We start from the raw sequence: 17,344 nt of genomic DNA, 5'->3' as shown, positions 1-17,344 counted from the left end.
CACGACGTCGCCGCAGGGGTACGCGCCCGCGCCCGGCCGCGCCGCCGCGAGGGTTGCCCGCGCAGTTCCCCGCGCCCCTGAAGACGGGGCCGGGCCCGCCCCCAGAAGGGAGCGGGCCCGGAAACGTACGGCAAGCGGCGTCAGCGCCGTGCGACGCCCTCCGCGCGCGCGGCCGCGGCCACCGCGGCCGTCACCGCCGGGGCGACCCGCTCGTCGAACGGCGAGGGGATGACCTTGTCCGCGCTCAGCTCATCGGCGACCACGGCGGCCAGCGCCTCCGCGGCGGCGAGCTTCATGCCCTCGGTGATCTGCGAGGCACGCACCTGGAGGGCGCCCGCGAAGATGCCCGGGAAGGCGAGCACGTTGTTGATCTGGTTCGGGTAGTCGCTGCGCCCGGTGGCGACCACCGCGGCGTACTTGTGCGCGACGTCCGGGTGGATCTCCGGGTTCGGGTTGGCCATCGCGAAGATCAGCGAGTCCTTCGCCATCTTCGCCACCGCCTCCTCGGGCACCGTGCCGCCGGAGACGCCGATGAACACGTCCGCACCCTCCAGCGCCGACTCCAGGGAGCCGGTGAGTCCGCCCTTGTTCGTGAAGCCCGCCACCTCGCGCTTGACGTCGGTGAGGTCCTCGCGGTCCGCCGAGACGACGCCCTTGCGGTCGCACACCGCGACGTCGCCGATGCCCGCCTCGATGAGGATCTTGGCGATGGCGACCCCGGCCGCACCGGCGCCGGAGATCACCGCGCGCAGCTGCCCGAGCGAGCGGTCGGTGAGCTTGGCGGCGTTCCGCAGCGCGGCCAGCGTGACCACGGCAGTGCCGTGCTGGTCGTCATGGAAGATCGGGATGTCCAGCTTCTCCTGGAGCCGACGCTCGATCTCGAAGCAGCGCGGCGCGGAGATGTCCTCCAGGTTCACGCCTCCGAAGGAGGGCGCGAGCCGCACCACGGTGTCGATGATCTCGTCGGTGTCCGTGGTGCCGAGCGCGATCGGCACCGCGTCGACCCCGCCGAACTGCTTGAAGAGGATGGCCTTGCCTTCCATCACCGGGAGGGAGGCCTCCGGGCCGATGTCGCCGAGCCCCAGCACCGCGGTGCCGTCCGTGACCACGGCGACGACCTGGGACTTCCAGGTGTAGTCGTGGACGAGTTCGGGCTGCTCGGCGATGGCGCTGCACACCTTGGCCACGCCGGGCGTGTACGCGAGGGACAGGTCGTCCCGGTCACGCACGGGCACCGTCGCCTGGACGGCCATCTTGCCGCCGCGGTGGAGCGCGAAGGCCGGATCGAACGGCTCTCCGTCCGTGCTGCTGTCGCTGTCGCTGCGAGGATTGACGATCTCCGCTGCCACTGGTCTGACCCCTTTGTCGTAAATCAGTTGAGGGTGGCCACTCCCTGGATGAGGGGTGGGCGGGCACCGCGTCCGCGCCCTGAACAGCGGATGACCGCCGCACGGGGGGAGGTACGGACGCCGGGCGCGCCGCACACGCGCCCTGAGCCCCGGATGAGGGGTGTAACGACCCTTTGTACCCGACGGGCGTGCGCCCCGACGAGTCGGATGGGTTACCCTCGCGTTCGCGATTCCGACAATAACCGCGAATACCGCGGAATGCTGGACGGATACTCCAGCGGCCGTCCACATACCGAGACTTCGAGTCCGGAAACACCTTTCGTCCGGCCCGGACGGATTCGCCGTCCGCCGGTGACCAGCCACGCCACGTCCGTTATCCGATTTTGACCTGAGCGACAGTCCGAATAGCGGAGTCCGGATGGCAAGATTCCGTGACCGAACGAGGTCGCGATGCCCGATGGTGTGCGCCCGGCCCCCATCCCACCGGCTTTCACACCCCGGTCCGCAGTCGGCTCATTCCGATCCGCAGGAGGAAACGCATGACCGCAAGCTCCACCCGTCGCCCGGCCTCCGGCAGGTCACGCACGGCCGCCGGCGCAGCGACAGCGGTCGTGGCCGCCCTCCTGCTCAGCGGCTGCGGCGACCAGACGGACGCCGCGATAGCCCGCCGCGAGGCGGCGAAGACCCGCGACGTGAACGCCCCGCTCTTCAAGAAGCTCCCCAAGGCCGTCCAGGACAAGGGCTTCCTCCAGGTCGGTTCGGACGCGACGTACAAGCCGGTGGAATTCCGTAAGAACGGCGCGATCGTCGGCATCGACCCCGACCTCGCCGCGGCCATGAGCAAGCAGCTGGGCGTCAAGCTCAATTTCAACAACGCCACCTTCGACACCCTCATGGGCGGTCTGAAGTCCAAGCGCTACGACATCGCGATGTCGGCGATGACGGACACCAAGGAACGCCAGCAGGGCATCGACTCCTCCACCGGCAAGAAGATCGGCGAGGGCGTCGACTTCGTCGACTACTTCAACGCCGGTGTCTCCCTCTACGTCCAGAAGGGCAAGAGCGGCTCCGTCTCGGACTGGGACGGCCTCTGCGGGAAGTCCATCGCCGTGCAGCGCGGCACCGTCTCGCACGACTACGCCAAGGACCAGTCGGCGAAGTGCAAGAAGGGCGGTCAGGAGGAGATCTCCATCGAGGCCTTCGACAACGACTCCGAGGCCCAGACCCGGCTGCGCACCGGTGGCGTGGACGCGGTCTCCAGCGACTACCCGGTCGCCGCGTACGCCGTGAAGACCTCCGGCGGCGGCAAGGACTTCGAGGTGGTCGGCGACCAGGTGGAGGCGGCTCCGTACGGCATCGCCGTGCCGAAGAGCCAGCCGCAGCTGCGGGACGCCCTCAAGGCCGCGCTGGAGGCGGTCATCAAGAACGGGGACTACGCCAAGGTCCTCGAGAAGTGGCAGGTCAAGGACGCCGGGGTCAAGGAAGTGAAGATCAACGGCGGCTCCTGAGCCGGCCGCTCGAGTCGCTGTCCCTTCCCGCCCGCCGAACTCCGCCGAACCCCGAAAGGCAACACCCGTGTCTGTCGACGTCGACAAGGCGGCCAGGCCGCCGCAGGACGCTCCCCCGCCGCTGCCCGAGCCGATCAAGGCGATACCCGTGCGCCACTACGGCCGCTGGGTCGCGGCCCTGGTGGTCATCGGCCTGCTCGCGCTGCTCGTCCGGGCGTTCGCCTCGGGCAACGTCAACTGGGGCGCGATCCCCGACTACCTCTTCAACGCGGACATCCTGCGCGGTCTGCGCAACACCCTCCTGATCACCGTGCTGTCCATGGTGATCGGTGTGGTCCTCGGCGTGATCCTCGCCGTGATGCGCCAGTCCAAGAACCCGGTGACCTCGACCGTCGCGTGGTTCTACATCTGGTTCTTCCGCGGTACGCCGGTCTACGTGCAGCTCTTCCTGTGGTTCAACCTCGGCCTGGTGTTCCAGTACATCGACATCATGCCGATCTACAAGGACGAGTGGGCGGACTTCATGACCCCGTTCCTGTGCGCGCTGCTGGGCCTCGGCCTGAACGAGGCCGCGTACATGGCGGAGATCTGCCGCGCCGGTCTGAACGCCGTCGACGAGGGCCAGACCGAGGCCGCGCACGCGCTCGGCATGAGCCACGGCAAGACACTGCGCCGCATCGTCGTGCCCCAGGCGATGCGCGTCATCGTGCCGCCGACCGGCAACGAGGTCATCAACATGCTGAAGACCTCCTCGCTGGTGATCGCGGTCCAGTACTACGACCTGCTGCAGTCCGCACAGAACGTCGGCCGGGACTCCGGCGTCGTCGTCGAGATGCTGATCCTCGCCGCCGTCTGGTACCTGGTCGCCACCAGCGTGCTCAGCGTCGGCCAGTACTACCTGGAGCGCCACTACGCCCGCGGCTCCAGCCGCCAGCTCCCGCTCACCCCGCTGCAGAAGGCCAAGGCCAAGCTGTCCGGCGGCTTCAACCGTTCTGCTGCTGGAGGTGCCTGATGACGGACAAGAACAACAAGGCCGTCCCCATGGTGAAGGCCGAGGGCGTCCACAAGTCCTTCGGTGCCGCGCACATCCTCAAGGGCATCGACCTGGAGGTCGCGCCCAAGGAGGTCTTCTGCCTGATCGGCCCGTCCGGCTCCGGCAAGTCGACCTTCCTGCGCTGCATCAACCACCTGGAGAAGATCAACGCAGGGCGGCTCTCGGTCGACGGCGAGCTGGTCGGCTACCGCGAGCACCACGGCAAGCTGTACGAGCTGCGCGACAAGGAGGTCGCGGCGCGCCGCCGCGACATCGGCATGGTCTTCCAGCGCTTCAACCTCTTCCCGCACCTGACCGCGGCGGAGAACGTCATGGAGGCGCCGGTCCAGGTCAAGGGCGAGTCCAAGGCCTCGGCCCGCGAGCGCGCCATGAAGCTGCTGGACCGGGTGGGCCTGAAGGACAAGGCCGGCAACTACCCCTCCCAGCTCTCCGGCGGCCAGCAGCAGCGCGTGGCGATCGCCCGCGCGCTGGCCATGGAGCCCAAGCTGATGCTCTTCGACGAGCCGACCTCGGCGCTCGACCCGGAGCTGGTCGGCGACGTGCTGGACGTCATGAAGGACCTGGCCGCGGACGGTATGACCATGGTCGTGGTCACCCACGAGATGGGCTTCGCCCGGGAGGTCGGCGACTCGCTGGTCTTCATGGACGACGGCGTGGTCGTCGAGTCCGGCCACCCGCGCGACGTCCTGACCAAGCCGCAGCACGAACGCACGAAGTCGTTCCTGTCGAAGGTGCTCTGACCTGACGGACCGATGGCGAGGGGGTGGTGCGGGACGATCCCGCACCACCCCCCTCACCGCCCCCCGCCTACTTCAGCCCCAGCACCATCGCGTCCGACGGCGACGCCCAGACCGTGCGGGCCTCCGCGAAGCCGGCGTCCCGGAGGGTCTGTGCGTGCCACGCCGCCGAGGGGGTCTCGCCTTCCGCGTGCTCGCCGTAGATCTCGAACCGTTCGGCGGTCGGCCCGGCCAGCACCGGGTCGGCGGCGGCCAGCGCCCACCATTCCTTCCAGTCCACCGCGCCGGCCGCCTTGGCCGCGTCCATGCGGGCGTGCCGCTGCGCCCGGTCCGCGGCGTTCAGCCGGGGCGTCGCCGGGTCCGGCATGTGGTCGGCGTTCAGGAAGACGCCGCCCTCCCGGACCAGGCCCGCGAGCTGCCCGTACAGCACGGTCAGCTCATCGGCGTGCAGCCAGTGCAGCGCGGTGGCGGTGAGCACCGCGTCGTAGGAGTCGTACGGCAGCTTCGCCGGCCACTCCGGGTCCTTCAGGTCGGCGCGGACGAAGGTCACCCGCTCGTCGCCCGCGAAGTACCCCTCCGCGATGGCCAGCAGCGCCGGGTCCAGGTCGACGCCCGTACTGACGGCTCCCGGCAGCCGCTTGAACAGCCGGTCGGTGATACTGCCCGTACCGCACGCGAGATCGAGGACCCGTGGCTCGGGGCCCGCCACCGCCTCGACCATGTCCACCATCACCCGGAACCGCTCCTCGCGGTCCGGCAGGTACCACTCCTGCTGCCGGTCCCAACTCTCCTGCCAGGCCTGCCAGTCCGCCTGAGTCACGGCCTCGGTCACCGGAACCCCTCCCGCCTGTAATACCCTCGAACAGACAATGCCCATTACGGGCTCTGCACGCAGACTAGCCCGCGCCCGGTAAGGACTACAAGTGGAACTGGCCTATTACTCGGATTATGCCGTGCGGCTGATCAACAGCGAGCAGCCGGAGCGCGGCGGCGACACCCTCACCTCGGTCGAGGCGGTACGGGCCCTGTTCGGCGCGGCGCAGACCACCGCACGGCGGGCCACCGAGGCCGACGTGACGCGCCTGCGCGCCGTCCGCGGCCGGCTGCGCGCCGTCTTCGAGGCGGCCGACGCCGGGGACGAGACGCTCGCCGTCGACCTGCTCAACGCCCTGCTGATGGAGTACCCGGTCAGTCCGCAGATCTCCGGGCACGAGATGCGGGACGCCGACGGGCGCCCCGACTGGCACCTGCACATCGCCGACCACGCCGCCAACGCCACCGCCGGCTACACGGCCACGGCCTGCATGGGCCTGGCCGTCCACCTCACCGACCTGGGCGTGGACCGGCTCGGCATCTGCCGGGCGGCGCCGTGCCGCAACGCCTACCTCGACACCTCCACCAACCGCTCCCGGCGCTACTGCTCCGACCGCTGCGCTACCCGCGCCAACGTCGCGGCCTACCGCGCCCGCAAGCGCCAGGAGGCCGCCGGCGCCCACCCGGAGCCGGACCCGGCCCCCGGGGAGCCGGGGAACGCGGACGGCTAACGCCGGGCGGCCTTGGTCCCCCGCGCCGGACGCAGCGGCCGGACGGGACGGACCGCCGACACCGCCCAGGACAGCACGCCGGTGACCGACCGCCGGACGTCCCGCGGCGGCCGCACCCGCAGCCACGCCCTGGCCACTACCAGCTCGTCGGGCACCGTGCCGAACTCCCGGCTGTCGTTCGCCACGTAGGGGTTGTCCCCCTGGACCCACCAGCCACCCGTACGCCGCTCCACCGCCCGTTTGACGATGAGCAGGTCCTGCCGGAAGGGGTGCTTCAGCACGATCACGTCCCCCGGCCGCACCGCCGCGCCGTACTTGACCACCAGCTGGTCGCCGGGGTGCAGCGTAGGCACCATCGAGGGGTTGTACACCTCCGCCAGGCCGATCGTCCGGAGCGGTCCCCTGCCCTCCCGGCCCTGCTCGTGTTCCTGATCGGGCCAGCGCTCATGCACCTGCTCCGGCATCCGGCACCTCCCGGTCCGTTCCTCCACCAGTCCCAGCCTGACACTGGACTTTTGCCCTAAGACCCCCGGGGCACCCGAGAAAAGGCTTCCCGTACCGAGTAATCTCGCACCTGAGAAGACGATCACGAGGAAGGACTGAACATGCTTTCCCGCCTGTTCGCCCCCAAGGTGAAGGTCAGCGCCCACTGCGACCTGCCCTGCGGTGTCTACGACCCGGCCCAGGCCCGTATCGAGGCCGAGTCGGTCAAGGCCGTGCAGGAGAAGTACCAGGCCAACGAGGATGCGGACTTCCGCACCCGCGCCGTCCTCATCAAGGAGCAGCGCGCGGAGCTGGCCAAGCACCACGTCTCGGTGCTGTGGAGCGACTACTTCAAGCCCCCGCACTTCGAGAAGTACCCGGAGCTGCACCAGCTGGTCAACGACACCCTCAAGGCCCTCTCGGCCGCCAAGGGCTCGAACGACCCCGCCACCGGCCAGAAGGCCCTGGACTACATCGCCCAGATCGACAAGATCTTCTGGGAGACCAAGCAGGGCTGAACCCGGCCCTGAGCCGTCCGGCCCGCGCTTGCGCAGGCCGGACGGCTCACCTGTCCGCACCCGGTCCGCAGCCGCCGCACACGGCGGCACGGCGGCCGGGTGCGGTCGTCTTCCCGGCCGCAGGTGAGCGTGGACCCGCAGCGCGATCGCGAGCCCGAAGCGTGGCCGAGGACGCACCCGACCTGTCCGACGCCCGCCCGCCCTCAGCCGCCTGCGGTGCCGCGGTGCCCGCCGGAACCGTGCGGCGGGATTTTCCGGAAGCAAAAACCCTCTCGGGTCAGCAGGACGAATATCTGTCGCGGCGAAGTGAGAAATCAACGCGACGCACGGCCGGCCCACCGCGCACAACAGAGGGAACCGAACAAGCACCATGCGGGCCCGGCCTCGCCGTGCTACTGTCCATATCGGTTGCAGTTGTGGTTCCCAAAACTTTGAGCGGCTCACCGAGATTTCGCGCCGGTGGGGGCGCTTCTGTACTACCGGATCAATTTCCGGACGGGGCAATCATTGCGGCGACACGGAGTCCGCACAGTGCGGACTCCTGGCACTGCCCCGAAGGAGATCGACATGGCATCCGGCACCGTGAAGTGGTTCAACGCCGAGAAGGGTTTCGGCTTCATCGCGCAGGAGGACGGCGGCCCTGACGTGTTCGCCCACTACTCGAACATCGCCGCCCAGGGCTTCCGCGAGCTCGTCGAAGGCCAGAAGGTGACCTTCGACGTCGCGCAGAGCCAGAAGGGCCCGACGGCCGAGAACATCGTTCTGGCCTGACGCCGACCCGCGGTACGTGTGGGGCCCGCGCCTTGGGGTGCGGGCCTCCACCCGTCACAGCTCCTGGCGTGACCTTCCGCGCCACTCCGCGACGATCTCGCGCACCACGTGATCACCCAGAGAATCCGCCGGCCTCATCGAACGCAGATTCTCTTTTTCAGAGGCTCCGGACGCATATCCGACAGGGCCCATTTCGGCCGGCGCTTCACCTTCCCCGGTAAGGCGCGCCCCCCATTTCAGCGAGAGCATATGCGGATTTCTCCGCCGCGCCGACTCGCTTTCGCACTCCATCGGCTCATTCTTGCGACTCTCCGTACCGCGCACGGCTGCGGAAATTCCTTGATACGTGCCGCATCGAGGAAGGTTCCGCATGAACCGCACGTACACGAACGACCGTTCCGCCCGCCTCCGTGAGGGCGGTTCCGGCTCAGGGGACGACCGCAGCCGCTTCGGGGGCCGGCGCCGTTCGGCCGGCTACGGACACCGGACCACCACCGCCGACCCGGGTGAGTTCGCCCTCCCCGACACGATCACCCCCGCACTGCCCGCCGTCGGGGCCTTCGCCGACCTCGACATGCCAGGGCAACTACTGGCCGCACTCGGGGCGCAGGGCGTGACCGTGCCGTTCCCGATCCAGGGCGCGACCCTGCCGAACACCCTTGCCGGCCGTGACGTACTCGGCCGCGGGCGCACCGGTTCCGGCAAGACCCTCGCCTTCGGCCTCCCCCTGCTGGCCCGGACGGCCGGACGGCGCGCCGAGCCCCGGCAGCCGCTGGCGCTGGTCCTCGTGCCCACCCGCGAACTGGCGCAGCAGGTCACCATTGCGCTCGCCCCCTACGCCCGCTCGGTGGAACTGCGGCTGACCACGGTGATCGGCGGGGTGTCGATCGGCAAGCAGTCCGGCGCTCTGCGCACCGGGGCCGAGGTCGTCGTCGCGACCCCGGGCCGGCTGAAGGACCTCGTCGACCGCGGTGACTGCCGGCTGGACCAGGTCGGCATCACGGTCCTCGACGAAGCGGACCAGATGACCGACATGGGCTTCCTGCCCCAGGTCACCGCGCTCCTGGACGAGGTGCACCCCGAGGGCCAGCGGATGCTGTTCTCCGCCACTCTCGACCACAACGTCGACCTGCTGGTCCGGCGCTACCTGACCGACCCGGTGGTCCACTCCGTCGATCCGTGCGCAGGCGCGATCAGCACGATGGAACACCACGTACTCCATGTGCACGGTGCCGACAAACACCGGACGACGACCGAGATCGCGGCACGCGAGGGCCGGGTGCTCATGTTCCTGGACACCAAGCACGCCGTCGACCGGCTGACCCAGCACCTGCTGCGCAGTGGGGTGCGAGCCGCGGCCCTGCACGGTGGCAAATCGCAGCCGCAGCGGACCCGCACCCTGACGCAGTTCAGGAACGGGCAGGTGACCGTGCTGGTGGCGACGAACATCGCAGCGCGCGGCATCCACATCGACAGCCTCGACCTCGTCGTCAACGTCGACCCGCCCACCGACCACAAGGACTACCTCCACCGAGGCGGCCGCACCGCCCGCGCCGGCGAGACCGGCAGCGTCGTCACCCTGGTCATGCCGAAACAGCGCCGTGGGGTGCTCCGCCTCATGGCGGACGCGGGCATCCGCCCGCAGACCACCCAGGTCCACTCGGGCGAAGAGGCCTTGACCCGCATCACAGGTGCCCAGGCGCCCTCGGGCATTCCCGTGGTCATCACCGCCCCGGCAACCGAACACTCCCGGCGCGGCAGTGCCGGAACCGCAGGCCGGCGCCGCCCCCGTTCGACGGCCCGGCACACACCGGTGCGGCGGTCCGCCCTCGGCCGGGCAGTCGGCAACACCTGAGCGGAAACCGGCCCGCCTCCACGGCAGGCACTTCTGACGATGGTCCGGACACAGACACCTGATCCCGGTAAGCCCCCTTCTTCCTGTGAGGCATCATGCGCTGCGTCATCGCCCGTTTCCCGTTCGACCTGACCAGGAGTGGGGTGCTGGCGGCGATGAAGGACATCGAGCCCGAACCGGTCGTGGTCGGCGAGTCCGTGATCATCGGCCGCCACCGGTATCCCGTCAAACAGGTCGGCCAGGTCATCACCCGCCAGGACCGCCGCGACTTCAGCGCCGGCGAGGTGGTCCGGGCCATGACCCTCCTCGGCTTCACCTGTCGCGGCCTTGCCCAGCGCCCCGTTCCCACGCACCCCCTCACTCCCCAGCAGTGGGCCTCCGCGATGCTCGGCACCACCGGGCCCGCCTGACCGACGGGCCGGCAGCAAGGCCCGTACTCGAACCGCCACGAGGGCCCTCTCGGTAAGCTCCGGGAGGGCCCTCGTCGTCTGTCGCCGGGCTGCCGTGACGGCGAGGCCTCGGCAGCACGACGGGGCGGGCCGCTGAGCTGATCGACGCCACTCCCGGCTTCCTCCGCGCCGTCGGAGAGGCTCGCCTCATCACCCCGCTCCGGCCCGCGGGCGGGCACCGGCGTCACTCCCGCCACCAGCTGCGGATCGCGGCCGGCGCGCGAACTCATCGACCAGGGCGCCCCGTCGAGGCAGCTTGCCGCATCGTCGTCCTCGAAGACCAGCTCGAAGAAGTTCAGCGCATCGACACCGAGTTCCGCCGTACCGCCGACACACCGCACGACGACCTTCACCGAGACGGCCGGCCCTCCGCCGGACGACTGCGGAAACAGGCGTGCTCCAGGCCGAACGGCGTGGGGCGGCCTTGCCCGCGGGCAGAGGAGACCCCGCCCGTCGAGCTGGTGCAGCGGTCCTCGCCGTCCAGCCGTCCGGGTCCGAGTCGACGGCGGACGCGAAAACCATGGCAGAAAGAGGCAAGCAGCCGCATACTGGTGGCAATGACAAAGCCAGCCGCCTCAAAGCGGTATCTGCCTACCAGCCCCTTCAAGGCCCCGGCCCCTCTGCCGTGCGAGCAGTTCGCCGTGGGCGACCGGGTCACACACGACATGTACGGACTCGGCCGCGTGATCGGCATCGAGAACGGGCTCACGGTGCTCGTGGACTTCACTTCGGCGCAGAAGCGCATCACGAGCCCGTACGCCAAGATGAGCAAGCTGTAGGACCTCTGTGCCCGGTCACGGCACGCCATCCCGCTATGTCCTTGTCACGAATGGGAGCCGTCTCATCGACCTGACCTCGTTGTTCTCCGCCCCGGAAGGGGCACCCCGCCGTGCCACCGCAGCATCGCCGTCTCCGGCGACGAACCCCTTCAAGATCCCGGATTCCGAAGGGAACGAAGCTGCCCTCCCCAAGGATGCGCAAGCGTCCGTCCCGGGCACGGATCCGGCCCCGACCGTCGGTTAGGTCCTGGGCTGTTCCCCGGCCGGCCCCGGCCCCCGGCCGGGGCCGAAGGGGCAGGGGCCCCGGCCGGTGTGCCCCTCAGACGGACTCGTCGCCTTCCGGCCTGCTCCGCGTCGTCCGGCGGAGGTCCGGCAGCGCCATGCGGCAGATGCGCGCCCAGGTGGAGGCGTACTGCTTGAGGAGGGGGCCCGTGGTGTACGGGACGCCGTGGGCGGTGAGGACTTCGCGGACGCGGGGAGCGATCTCGGCGTAGCGGTTGCTCGGCAGGTCCGGGAAGAGATGGTGTTCGATCTGGTGGCTGAGGTTGCCGGAGAGGACGTGGAGGACGGTGCCGCCCTCGATGTCGGCCGATCCGAGAGCCTGGCGCAGGTACCACTGGCCGCGGGTCTCGTTCTCGGTCTCCTCGACGGTGAAGGAGCGGACGCCGTCGGGGAAGTGGCCGCAGAAGATGACGGTGTGGGCCCACAAGCTGCGCGCGGTGTTGGCAGTGAGGTTGCCGAGCAGGCAGGGCAGGGCGGAGGGCCCGGCGAGCACGGGGAAGAACAGGTAGTCCTTGGCGGCCTGGCGGACTCCTTTCCGCACGGTGCCGGTGGCGTCACGGAGGAAGGCCCGCAGGGACTTGCGGCGTTGGAGGACGGCGTCGGCCTCCAGGTCGTACAGGGCGGCCAGCCACTCGAAGAAGGGCGCACCCAGGGCCGTGTAGAAGGGCTGGAAGAGATGGACGGGGCGCCACGCCTGGTCCTTGGTCATCCGCAGGACGGTGAACCCCAGGTCGCGGTCGCGGCCGACGACATTGGTCCACGTGTGGTGGATGTGGTTGTGGGTGTGCTTCCAGGCGTAGGCAGGGGTCGGGTTGTCCCATTCCCAGGTGGTGGAGTGGATCGCCGGGTCGCGCATCCAGTCCCACTGGCCGTGCATGATGTTGTGCCCGAGTTCCAGGTTCTCCAGGATCTTGGCGGTGGTGAGCGCGGCCGTGCCGACGAGCCAGGCCGGGGGCAGCAAGGAGACCGCCAGCGCGGCGCGTCCGCCGATCTCCAGGCGGCGGTGGACGGCCACGACGGTGTGGATGTAGCGGGCGTCCTCCGCGCCGCGGCGGGCGAGGACATCGGCACGGATACGGTCGAGCGCACGGCCCAGAGCTTCGGTGTCCGTGCCCCGCGGGGGCACGTCAGGCGAATCGGGCAGGACCGGCTCGGTCGGAACAGCTGTGACCATGGTGGACGGCTCCTCCGGTGAGGCGCGCAGGAATACGCAGGACAGAGATCCGCGAAGCGATGCGGGGCTTCACAGGTCGAGGGTGACAGGGCCGCAGGCGGCCGATACGCAGGTCTGGATCAGATCGCCCGGCTCGCCGTGCACCTCGCCGGTGCGCAGGTCACGGACCCGGCCGTGCAGCAGTGGGGTGACGCAGCCGAAGCAGATGCCCATGCGGCAGCCGCTCGGCATGGCCACCCCGGCGGCCTCCCCGGCCTGCAGCAGCGGCGTGCCGGCGCCCACGGTGGTCTCCACCCCGCTCGCTGCGAAGCGCACCCGCGCGTCCGAGGACAGGCTGCCGGCAGGGCTGGACGGCCCCGGCGGCAGGGGCCGGAACCGCTCGACGTGGAGACGGTCGGCCAGTCCCGCAGCGGCCCAGAGCCGTTCGGCGGATTCCAGCAGCGCGGCGGGGCCGCAGGCCCAGGTGGCGCGCTCGCGCCAGTCCGGACAGACGGCGGGCAGCCGCGCCGGGGTGAGATGGCCGGCCGGGCGGGCGCCGGCGCGGGTGTGGTGCTCGTGCAGCCGGAACCAGGGCAGGCGCTCGGCCATCGCCCGCAGTTCCGGGCCGAAGACCGTGCGGCCGGGGTCGGGGGAAGAGTGCACCAGCAGCACGTCCGTGCCCGCCGTGCCCCCCTCATCACTGAGGGCGCGCAGCATGGCCATGACCGGGGTGATGCCGATCCCCGCGGTGAGCAGCAGCACTCGCCGAGGTGGTGGCGCGGGCAAGTGGAAGGTGCCCTGGGCCGGGCCGAGGCGCAGCACGTCCCCCGGCCGGAGGCGGTGGGCCAGGTACCGGGAGACGCGGCCCTCCGGCAGGGCCTTGACCGTGATCGAGAACGGTTCTCCGGGCCCGTCGGGCGGCGTGGTGAGCGAGTAGGCACGCCAGTGCAGCACGCCGTCGATCCGTACGCCGAGTGGAACGTACTGCCCGGCCCGGTGCGCGGGCCGCCAGCCGTGGCCGGGACGGAGCACCAAGGTCGATGCTTCCGCCGTCTCCGCTCGTACCTCCTCCACCCGCCCGGCCGGCCACCGTCGCGACAGGAGGGGATCGGCCAGCGCCAGGTAGTCGTCCGGCAGCAGGGGCGTGGTGAGCCGTCCCGCCGCTCCCAGCACCAGGCGGACGGCACCCTCGGTCAGCACCCTGCGAGGCAAGAGACGGACCATACTGCGCACATCCTCTCCCCGTCGGCGAAAGACCCGGGGGCGGGCTGAGCCGGTGCGGTACGGCTCGGGAGGCCGCCAGCCTTTACGGCCCCGGGGCGGAAGACAAAACGCCGGGGGCGGTAATCCGCCGCAGCACGCTCCGGCCGACCCGTACGCGGGGCGCCGCGTTGCTGCCGGGATCTCCGGTGCTCCGGGACGGCCACCGCCCTGGCCCGGGCGGGACGGGCCGCACGGCTCGCGGCCCGGCGGAGACGGGTGCCGGACTGGTGATCATGGGTTTGACCGGATCCGATGCCGGCACAGGCCAGGCCCTACGCATCCCGCCGCACCGGGACGGCCCCCTGAATGCCGTGTCCCGACCCGCACCAACAGCAGAGCCGGTGACAGACGCACGGCATGGGCGTCGGCCGGCAGCCGAGACCTGCGGGACCTCGCTCGTACGGTTCATCGGCCGGCCTCGGTGTCCCTACCGCCCCGGCGGTCGTCCGGGTTTGCGGCGGCGGCCGGAGGGTTACCCGTCGAGGTACGCCGTACCGACGGACCTCCGACCGGAGCGTGTGATCGTATGAGGGAGCCGTCCGCCGCCGCGGAGCACGTACTCGCCGCTGCCGCCGAAGCGGACTCGCAGAGCCTGCCCGAGCGGCTGTGTGCCGCCCTCTGCCAGGCGCTGCCGGTGGACGGGGCGACGCTCTCGCTGCTCACCGACACACCCGACCGGCAGCTCCTGCACGCGAGCGGTACCGCGGCGCTGCGGCTGGAGCAGGTCCAGTTCGAGATGGGCGAGGGGCCGTGCGTGACGGCCGCTGCGACCGGACAGCCGGTGATCGTGCCGGACCTGCACGGCCGGCTGACGCAGTGGCCGCTCTTCGGCCCCGCGGCGCGCGAGCAGCTCCCGGAGGTCGGGGCGGTGTACGCCTTCCCGATGACCGACGACGACGCGGAACACCCGATCGGCTCGGTGGACCTGCTGCGGCGGGAGGCGTGGGACCCGGACGAGGCCACCCTGGAGGAGTGCGCCGAGGCCACGCGGGCCGCGACGGTGGCACTGCTGACGGCGCCGGGCGCCCTGCCGTGGGAACCGACACCGGCGATGGACGCGCACTGGGGCCGCACGCACCGTGCGGCCGGCGTGCTCTCCCAGCGGATGGGCGTGCCCGTCGGGGAGGCGCTCGCCCGGCTGCGCGCCGACGCGTTCGGCAGTGGCCGGCCGCTGCCCGACGTCGCCGAGGAGACGCTGACCCGGCTGCTCGGCGGAGCGGCCGGTGGCGGGGCGAGCGACGGTCACGACCCCCGGGGGCCCGCGTGAGGCGTACGGACGGAAGCCCCACAGCCCCGCCCGGGACGCCCTAGCCGGCGTTGCGGAGGGCCGACTCGTCGAGCGTGCCGTCGACGACCTGGCGGGCGAGGTCGGCCAGCCGCTCGCGGTGTGCGCGGGCGTAGCCGCGCAGTACGTCGAACGCCTCGTCGACGCCGGTGGCCCAGTGTTCCGCGAGGACGCCCTTGGCCTGCTCGATGACGGTACGGCTGACGAGGGCCGCCTGCACCTGCGCCCGTTCGACGTTGCCGCGCTCGGCGGTCTGCTGCTGGAGGACGGCGATGGTCGCCACGTCGGCGAGGGTCCGGCCGAGCCGTGCCTCCGACGGGCCGAGGGTGTGCGGTCCCGCGTGCAGCAGCCCTATCGCGCCGATGGGCCGCTGCCGCAGCCGCAGCGGCAGGGCGTGGGCGGTGGCGTACCCGGCCTGCCGGGCGCGTTCGGTGAACGGGAGCGGGGCGGTGCCGGCGGGGGTGGTGAGGGGCACGTTCAGCCGGGGCTCGCCCGAGTGGTGGCTCTCCGCGCACGGGCCGCTGTCGCTCTGCAGCGCGAACAGCTCCAGCAGCCGGGTCCGCTCGTCGGAGACCGCGACCACCTGGAGGCCGCCGTGCGGATCGGCGAGCATGACGCCGACCGCGGTGACATCGAGGAGTTCGACGCCCCGGACACACAGCCGGTGCAGGGCGTCGATCAGGTCGAAGTCGTCGAGCAGCGTGCCGACCGCTTCACCGAACGCCTGCAGCGCCCTTTCCTGCGGAGCCACCGCCATCATCCCCTCTTCCGGCCGGACACGTCCGGCTCGGGTCCATCATCTCGGAAGTCCAGACGCCTGGCGACCACATCCTCGGCGACCTCCAGGATGGGCCGTCCGTACCGGTAGGCGTACGCGCGCAGCCGGAGCAGCGCCTGGGACAGCGGGATCTCCGCCTGCACACTGATCATGCCGGTCGCCTGGTGGACGGCCGCACGGTAGAGGTCGGACGGGCGCTCCAGGGCCAGGAGCGCGTCGCTCACGGCTCCGCCGTCCAGGAGCACGGCGGTCAGCGCGCCGGTCAGGATCAGCGCGTCGTCCATGCCGGCGTCGGACAGCGGCCCCGCCGCCTGCCGCTGGAGGGTCAGTACGCCCAGGCAGACGCGGCCGACCAGCAAGGGGAAGCAGAACACCGCGCCGATGCCGAGCGACGCCAGTTCGGGCAGCAGCAGGGGCCAGCGGTCGGCGGGGAGCCGCGTCAGGTCCGGTTCGATCAGCACGGCGCCGTGGGTCATCGCGTCGACGCCGGGGCCCTCGCCCAGCGTGAACTGGAGGTCCTCCAGCGGGCCGCTCGCGCCCGGCGCCACCCACACCACCTCGGCCGCCTGGTCGCTGGAGAGCAGGGACAGGGCTATGCCGTCCACGCCCAGCGCCTGGGCGCAGGCACGCGGGTCGCTGCCGATCACGCCCTTGCCGTCGCGGACGGGATGCAGGTCCTGCAGCACGGCGGCCATCCGTGCACTCGTACCCACCGGCGTTCACCCGCTCTCCCGTACTCGCCGCACCGCCGCTTTCCGCCTGCCATTTCGCAGCGGGCCCACCCCCCAGCCTATCGGCTGGTTCCGCACGATCAGCGGCGAGCGGACGACCCCACCGGAATCCCGTCTTCCGCGCCGCACCCGAACGGTGCCGGCCGGCCCTCGGCGGATTCGGGCCGCGGGGAATTCCGGGCGGATTTCCCGGTGCATTTCACCCACGGATTCTTTTGGCGGCGTATCGCGGGCGGGTGTAACGCGACGGGGGCCGCCCGGCGCAGACGGAGATGCGGATGCCGAGCGCAGCCGCGGGGACCACCGGCCGGATGCGCGTACCACCGGCCGTGATCATTTCCTTACCGCCGAGGCGTGCCGCGCCGGATTGGACATTCCCGTGACCCACCCCCACGGCTCCGTGCCGACGCCCGGGCCGCACCCCCCGCAGGGCCCCTACGACGCCGGGTACGCCCCGTACGCCCAGGGGCGGCCGGCCTACGACGACCGGAGCCGCGAGCGGTACCGGCGCCCCCGTGACGGCGCGGGCACGGCCCGGACGGCACTGATCGTCCACACGATCGCCGACATCGCCGCGGGTTTCCTCGTGCTGTGGATCCTGCTGTACCTGCTCGGCGCGAATCAGGCGAACGTCTTCGTCGATTTCGTGGAAAGCGTCGCGAACGGTCTCGCGTGGTGGTCGCAGGACATTTTCACCATGGACACCGAAGGCCTTCGCGTGTTCCTCAACTTCGGCCTGCCGGCAATCATCTACGCCTTTGTCGGGCACGGCATTTCCGCGCGGATACGCCGGCTCTGACCGCGG

Annotated in this window: 18 protein-coding genes and 1 pseudogene; 12 read left to right on the top strand and 7 right to left on the bottom strand. The window is 71.0% G+C overall.

Annotated elements, in window-relative coordinates; all coding sequences use genetic code 11:
- Nucleotides 1–140 precede the first annotated feature (140 nt).
- Nucleotides 141–1,349: an NAD(P)-dependent malic enzyme gene (locus AAC944_RS24500; protein WP_030620918.1), complete on the bottom strand. Its 1,209-nt coding sequence runs from the start codon at nucleotides 1,347–1,349 to the stop codon at nucleotides 141–143.
- Between the two features lie 539 nt (nucleotides 1,350–1,888).
- On the opposite strand from AAC944_RS24500, the gene AAC944_RS24495 reads away from it, so the two are divergent.
- The 3 genes from AAC944_RS24495 to AAC944_RS24485 all read left to right on the top strand — a co-directional run bounded on the left by AAC944_RS24495 (nucleotide 1,889) and on the right by AAC944_RS24485 (nucleotide 4,651).
- Entirely contained in the window at nucleotides 1,889–2,857 is a 969-nt protein-coding gene (locus AAC944_RS24495) for an ABC transporter substrate-binding protein (protein WP_030620916.1), read from the top strand.
- A gap of 67 nt (nucleotides 2,858–2,924) precedes the next feature.
- A complete protein-coding gene (locus AAC944_RS24490; RefSeq protein ID WP_030620913.1) occupies nucleotides 2,925–3,869 on the top strand; it encodes an amino acid ABC transporter permease in 945 nt (314 codons plus the stop codon).
- A gap of 29 nt (nucleotides 3,870–3,898) precedes the next feature.
- Nucleotides 3,899–4,651, top strand: coding sequence for an amino acid ABC transporter ATP-binding protein (locus AAC944_RS24485; RefSeq protein ID WP_030620909.1), 753 nt, complete (start codon nucleotides 3,899–3,901; stop codon nucleotides 4,649–4,651).
- Nucleotides 4,652–4,718: 67 nt separating this feature from the next.
- Here AAC944_RS24485 and AAC944_RS24480 read toward each other — a convergent pair whose 3' ends face one another.
- Nucleotides 4,719–5,525, bottom strand: a complete 807-nt coding sequence (locus AAC944_RS24480; protein WP_078888822.1) for a class I SAM-dependent methyltransferase — start codon at nucleotides 5,523–5,525, stop codon at nucleotides 4,719–4,721.
- A 46-nt stretch (nucleotides 5,526–5,571) separates the two neighbouring features.
- Here AAC944_RS24480 and AAC944_RS24475 point away from each other — a divergent pair, with 46 nt between their 5' ends.
- Nucleotides 5,572–6,192, top strand: a complete 621-nt coding sequence (locus tag AAC944_RS24475) for a CGNR zinc finger domain-containing protein (protein WP_051872169.1) — start codon at nucleotides 5,572–5,574, stop codon at nucleotides 6,190–6,192.
- On the opposite strand, the gene sodX is transcribed toward AAC944_RS24475, so the two are convergent.
- Nucleotides 6,189–6,656: a nickel-type superoxide dismutase maturation protease gene (sodX, locus tag AAC944_RS24470; RefSeq protein WP_037772921.1), complete on the bottom strand. Its 468-nt coding sequence runs from the start codon at nucleotides 6,654–6,656 to the stop codon at nucleotides 6,189–6,191. The two genes, AAC944_RS24475 and sodX, sit on opposite strands and share 4 nt — an antisense overlap.
- A 141-nt stretch (nucleotides 6,657–6,797) precedes the next feature.
- Here sodX and sodN point away from each other — a divergent pair, with 141 nt between their 5' ends.
- The 6 genes and pseudogenes from sodN (at nucleotide 6,798) to AAC944_RS24440 (ending at nucleotide 11,047) form a co-directional block, all read left to right on the top strand.
- On the top strand, nucleotides 6,798–7,193 hold the full coding sequence (gene sodN, locus AAC944_RS24465) for a superoxide dismutase, Ni (protein WP_030017226.1): 396 nt from the start codon (nucleotides 6,798–6,800) through the stop codon (nucleotides 7,191–7,193).
- Nucleotides 7,194–7,760: 567 nt separating this feature from the next.
- The gene (locus AAC944_RS24460; RefSeq protein WP_030620896.1) at nucleotides 7,761–7,964 is read left to right on the top strand and encodes a cold-shock protein; all 204 of its coding nucleotides are present in this window, start codon (nucleotides 7,761–7,763) and stop codon (nucleotides 7,962–7,964) included.
- 370 nt (nucleotides 7,965–8,334) lie between these two features.
- Nucleotides 8,335–9,819, top strand: coding sequence for a DEAD/DEAH box helicase (locus AAC944_RS24455; protein ID WP_030620893.1), 1,485 nt, complete (start codon nucleotides 8,335–8,337; stop codon nucleotides 9,817–9,819).
- Nucleotides 9,820–9,914: 95 nt separating this feature from the next.
- Nucleotides 9,915–10,229 (top strand): SCO5918 family protein, encoded by a 315-nt coding sequence (locus AAC944_RS24450; RefSeq protein ID WP_030620890.1) that lies wholly within the window; start codon nucleotides 9,915–9,917, stop codon nucleotides 10,227–10,229.
- 116 nt (nucleotides 10,230–10,345) lie between these two features.
- A pseudogene (locus tag AAC944_RS24445) lies at nucleotides 10,346–10,606 on the top strand (MerR family transcriptional regulator); the annotation flags it as partial.
- 219 nt (nucleotides 10,607–10,825) lie between these two features.
- Nucleotides 10,826–11,047, top strand: a complete 222-nt coding sequence (locus tag AAC944_RS24440; RefSeq protein ID WP_030620888.1) for a CarD family transcriptional regulator — start codon at nucleotides 10,826–10,828, stop codon at nucleotides 11,045–11,047.
- A gap of 319 nt (nucleotides 11,048–11,366) precedes the next feature.
- Here the strand turns inward: AAC944_RS24440 and AAC944_RS24435 are convergent, their stop codons facing one another.
- Entirely contained in the window at nucleotides 11,367–12,503 is a 1,137-nt protein-coding gene (locus tag AAC944_RS24435; protein WP_078888820.1) for a fatty acid desaturase family protein, read from the bottom strand.
- 69 nt (nucleotides 12,504–12,572) lie between these two features.
- Complete coding sequence (locus AAC944_RS24430) at nucleotides 12,573–13,694, bottom strand: ferredoxin reductase (protein ID WP_438272755.1); 1,122 nt, start codon at nucleotides 13,692–13,694, stop codon at nucleotides 12,573–12,575.
- Nucleotides 13,695–14,271: 577 nt separating this feature from the next.
- Here AAC944_RS24430 and AAC944_RS24425 point away from each other — a divergent pair.
- Complete coding sequence (locus tag AAC944_RS24425) at nucleotides 14,272–15,012, top strand: GAF and ANTAR domain-containing protein (RefSeq protein ID WP_051872167.1); 741 nt, start codon at nucleotides 14,272–14,274, stop codon at nucleotides 15,010–15,012.
- 40 nt (nucleotides 15,013–15,052) lie between these two features.
- Here AAC944_RS24425 and AAC944_RS24420 read toward each other — a convergent pair whose 3' ends face one another.
- A complete protein-coding gene (locus AAC944_RS24420; protein ID WP_037772938.1) occupies nucleotides 15,053–15,787 on the bottom strand; it encodes a GAF and ANTAR domain-containing protein in 735 nt (244 codons plus the stop codon).
- Complete coding sequence (locus tag AAC944_RS24415; protein WP_051872166.1) at nucleotides 15,787–16,503, bottom strand: GAF and ANTAR domain-containing protein; 717 nt, start codon at nucleotides 16,501–16,503, stop codon at nucleotides 15,787–15,789. Before AAC944_RS24415 ends, AAC944_RS24420 begins: the two co-directional genes overlap by 1 nt.
- A gap of 415 nt (nucleotides 16,504–16,918) precedes the next feature.
- Here AAC944_RS24415 and AAC944_RS24410 point away from each other — a divergent pair, with 415 nt between their 5' ends.
- Entirely contained in the window at nucleotides 16,919–17,338 is a 420-nt protein-coding gene (locus AAC944_RS24410) for a hypothetical protein (RefSeq protein WP_368396437.1), read from the top strand.
- Nucleotides 17,339–17,344: the final 6 nt, after the last annotated feature.

Origin of the sequence: Streptomyces sclerotialus, assembly GCF_040907265.1 — a bacterium.
Lineage (GTDB): Bacteria > Actinomycetota > Actinomycetes > Streptomycetales > Streptomycetaceae > Streptomyces > Streptomyces sclerotialus.
Note: the sequence above shows the minus strand (reverse complement) of the source record. Positions and strands in the feature narration are given on the sequence as shown.